Annotated in this window: 4 protein-coding genes; all 4 read right to left on the bottom strand. The window is 65.0% G+C overall.

Going from position 1 to position 3,413, the window contains the following annotated elements; all coding sequences use genetic code 11:
• Nucleotides 1-849: NADP-dependent phosphogluconate dehydrogenase (gene gndA, locus EOA60_RS24775; RefSeq protein ID WP_128312041.1), on the bottom strand; the 849-nt coding region annotated here is incomplete at its 3' end.
• A 108-nt stretch (nt 850-957) separates the two neighbouring features.
• The gene (locus tag EOA60_RS24770; RefSeq protein ID WP_127335162.1) at nt 958-2,592 is read right to left on the bottom strand and encodes a CopD family protein; all 1,635 of its coding nucleotides are present in this window, start codon (nt 2,590-2,592) and stop codon (nt 958-960) included.
• Nucleotides 2,593-2,644: 52 nt separating this feature from the next.
• On the bottom strand, nt 2,645-3,163 hold the full coding sequence (locus tag EOA60_RS24765) for a YcnI family protein (RefSeq protein WP_095800591.1): 519 nt from the start codon (nt 3,161-3,163) through the stop codon (nt 2,645-2,647).
• 26 nt (nt 3,164-3,189) lie between these two features.
• Nucleotides 3,190-3,413: copper chaperone PCu(A)C (locus tag EOA60_RS24760; RefSeq protein ID WP_128312039.1), on the bottom strand; the 224-nt coding region annotated here is incomplete at its 5' end.

Below are 3,413 nucleotides of genomic sequence, written 5' to 3'. Positions count from 1 at the left end.
CTCGATGGCCGTCGCCGGAATGCCGAGCTGCTGCGCTTCGATGACCGACCATTTGCCGGTGCCCTTCTGGCCGGCGCGGTCGAGGATGACGTCGACCACCGGCTTGCCGGTCTTGGGATCGTCGGCTGCGAGAACCTTGGCGGTGATCTCGATGAGGTATGAGTTGAGCCTACCCTTGTTCCAGCCGTCGAAGACCTTGCCGATCTCCTTCGGGCCCATGCCCAAGCCGTCGCGCAGGATGCCGTAGATCTCGGCGATCATCTGCATGTCGGCATATTCGATGCCGTTGTGGATGGTTTTGACGAAATGGCCGGCGCCGTCGGTGCCGAGCCAGGCGGCGCAAGGCTCGTCCTTGAACTTGGCGGAGATCGCCGTCAGCACTTTTTCGACGCGCTTCCAGGAGTCTTCCGTGCCCCCGACCATGATTGACGGCCCGTGGCGCGCGCCCTCCTCGCCGCCCGACACGCCCATGCCGATGAAGGTCAGATCTGAGCCCGACAGCTCGGAGAAGCGCCGCATCGTGTCGCGGAAATTGGCGTTCCCGGCATCGATGACGATGTCGTTGTCGGAGAGCACCCCGCGCAAAGCCTCGATCTGCTCGTCGACCGGCTTGCCGGCCAGCACCATGATGATAATCGGCCGAGGCGGCCGGATCGCTGCGGCGAGTTCCTCCAGGCTGTAGCAGGGCACGACCACGTCCTTCAGCGGACCGGCGTTTTCGACAAAGGCGTCGGTGCGCGCCGGCGTGCGGTTGAAGACGGCGATGCGGTGCCCGTGCTCGGCGATGTTGAGTGCCAAGTTGGAGCCCATCGTACCAAGGCCGATCAGGCCGATTTCGGCTTTTTCCATCGTTTCTTCCCTGCTTTCGAACTTTTGTTGAAGCCGCGTTTTGGACGGATGATTGACGGGCCTTCGCGACGGCGTCAACCGCCTCGCCGAATTGTGTCGCGGCCCAGGTCAGTCGGCTCTGATATCAATTGGCGCTTCAATCTTCACCATCTCGAAATCGGAGACCAGGATGTCGAGCCGAGCGTTCCAGCGGCCGGGCAGCGGGATGACGAGATCGTCGACGCGCCAGGTGCCGTCGCCGCGTTTCGTCGCCGGCCGCTTGATCGGCTCGATGCCGGAGTCCGGCTTCGACAGCACCAGGGTCACCTGCTTGGCATCCATCGGGCCGAAATCGCCGGTCATGATCACCATCGAGGCGGCAACCTGGCCGGCATGGCCGGGCGTGATGCTGAGATCGGCCATCCCCTGCAGGGTGTGGATGTGGATCGAGGCCGGCTGCGCTGCGGCGATCGCCAGCGCGCGTGGCGGCGGCGTGAAGCGCCAGCCGGCGGCGACGCCGAAGATGGCAAGCACGATCAGCGTCTCGATGCCGATCGAACGCACCAGCCGCCGCTGCACTTCCGTGTCGCCCGTTTCGGCCGGCGCGGTCAGCGTCCATCGGTTCACGGAGGCAAGGGTGAACAGGAACAAAAGCAGGGCCAGTTTCAGCAGCAGCAGGCGGCCATAGGCGGTGTTGATCAGCGCTGCCGGTTCGCGCACTTGGATGATCGCCAGCACGATGCCGCTTATCGCAAGCACGGCAACCACGGGCAGGATCGCGCGCGAAAACCGGCGCAAGAAGATTTTGGCCTTCGCCGGCTGACAACGCAACGCAAGGCCGAGCGGTGCGAGCGCGCCGCTCCAGAAGGCGATGGCTGTGCCATGCAGGAAAACCAGCGGCCGCGTCAGCCATTGCGGCTCGGCGGCACTGGCGTGGCCGCTTGCCGCAAGCGCCGTGCCCACACCGACGAGCCCGGCGAGCGCAAGCAGCTTGCCAAGAGCGCGCGGTCCGGCGAGGGACAGCAAGGCAAGGCCGAGTGCAATCAGGGCGGCAAGCACCGTCCAGCCGAATCTGGTGGCAAGCGCGGTCTCCCACACGATGGGCGCCGCAAACCGGGCGAGCGGCGCGCCGAGCGCGTCCAACCCCTGAAATCCGAGCGAGAACGGGGCGGCGGCCAGTCCGCACAGAAGAGCGCCGATAACGAAACCCTGGCCCCAGCGACAGTCTCCCGCGAGCCAGGCGAGCGCGAAGGCGCCGCCGGCGCCGAGGAACAGCCCGGCATAGAGAAGGAGCTTACCCATCCAGATTGCCGTGCGCAGCGACAAATCGACGGCTTCGCCCGCTACCGGCGCAGCACTTGGCGCGCCGACGGAAAACAGCGCCGAGCCGCCGACCGGATGGCCGTCGACCGAAATCACCCGCCAGCTCAGCACATGCGTGCCGGATTTGAGCGTCTCCGGATTATCGATCTCGACGGTCTGATCGTTGAGCCGGAAGGAGGTCAGCGAAAGTTGCGTGCCGTCCGGCCGCACCAGAGTGAGCACCAGGGGCGAAACCGGCTCGCTGAAGGTCAGCGAGAATCGCGCGGGACTCTGCGACAGCACCGCGCCATCGGGCGGATCGGCCGCGACCAAGGCCGCATGCGCGAGGGCGCGGCCGGGTAGCACCAGCAGCAGCACGAGTACGAAAGCCGCGAACAGGCCGCTGGCGACTGGCCCGATGCGCATGCCCTTCAGGCGGATTGGGAAAGTTGCTGCGTTCATGCGGTCTTTCGAGAAGGGACGGCGCGCCCGAATGGGACGCGCCATCGAGAGATCATTTCTTCGGCAGCAATTTGATGCCGGGCGCCGGATTTTCCAGTGCATCCTCATCCTGTCCTGCCGCCGGAATCTCGATCCAGCGATCGGCGGCATCGCCGCATTCCTGGACCACTGGGAAATAGAGCATCTGGCCGGCCGGAAGATCGGCGGCGAGCGAAGCACGGAAAATGAACTCGTCATAGAATTCGTCCGGCAGGTTGCCGCCGCTCCAGTCGACTTCCTTGACGCCGGTGGTCAGCGTCTCGCCATGGAGCTGGTAGGATTTCTCGTATCGGCCTTTCTTGGTCTGCAGCGTCCAGCCGGGCTTTGGCATCGGCTTGACCGAAATGACGCCTTCCGGAATCTGCACGCGCACCGCGGTCGTCGCCTTGCCCTCGCAGCCATGCGGCACGCGCAGGACGGCCTTATAGGTCGAGCCGACGGCCGCTTCCTGGGTTTCGAGCGTGATGTGCGCAAGCGCGGCGTTTGTTCCGAGCGCCAGAACCGCGCCCACCGCCAAAAGATACTTCTTCATGAATTGTCCCTCTAATTTCGAAATGATCACTCGGCGTGATCGTCCATGCTGCCCATCTCGCCCATGCCCTCGACGGCGAACTCGACTTTGACGCTGCCGGCCTTCTCGAAGGTCAGCGTGGCAGGGAATTTCTCGCCCTGCTTGGGCTGTCGCTTCAGGCCGATGAACATCAGGTGATAGCCACCCGGCTTCAGTGCGACCTTGCCGCCGGCCGGGATCACGAGCCCGCCGCTCACCGGCCGCATAGTCT

Origin of the sequence: Mesorhizobium sp. M1A.F.Ca.IN.020.06.1.1 (assembly GCF_004023265.1) — a bacterium.
Lineage (GTDB): Bacteria > Pseudomonadota > Alphaproteobacteria > Rhizobiales > Rhizobiaceae > Mesorhizobium.
The sequence above is the reverse complement of the archived record's forward strand: the minus strand, read 5'-3'. Positions and strand labels throughout refer to the sequence as shown.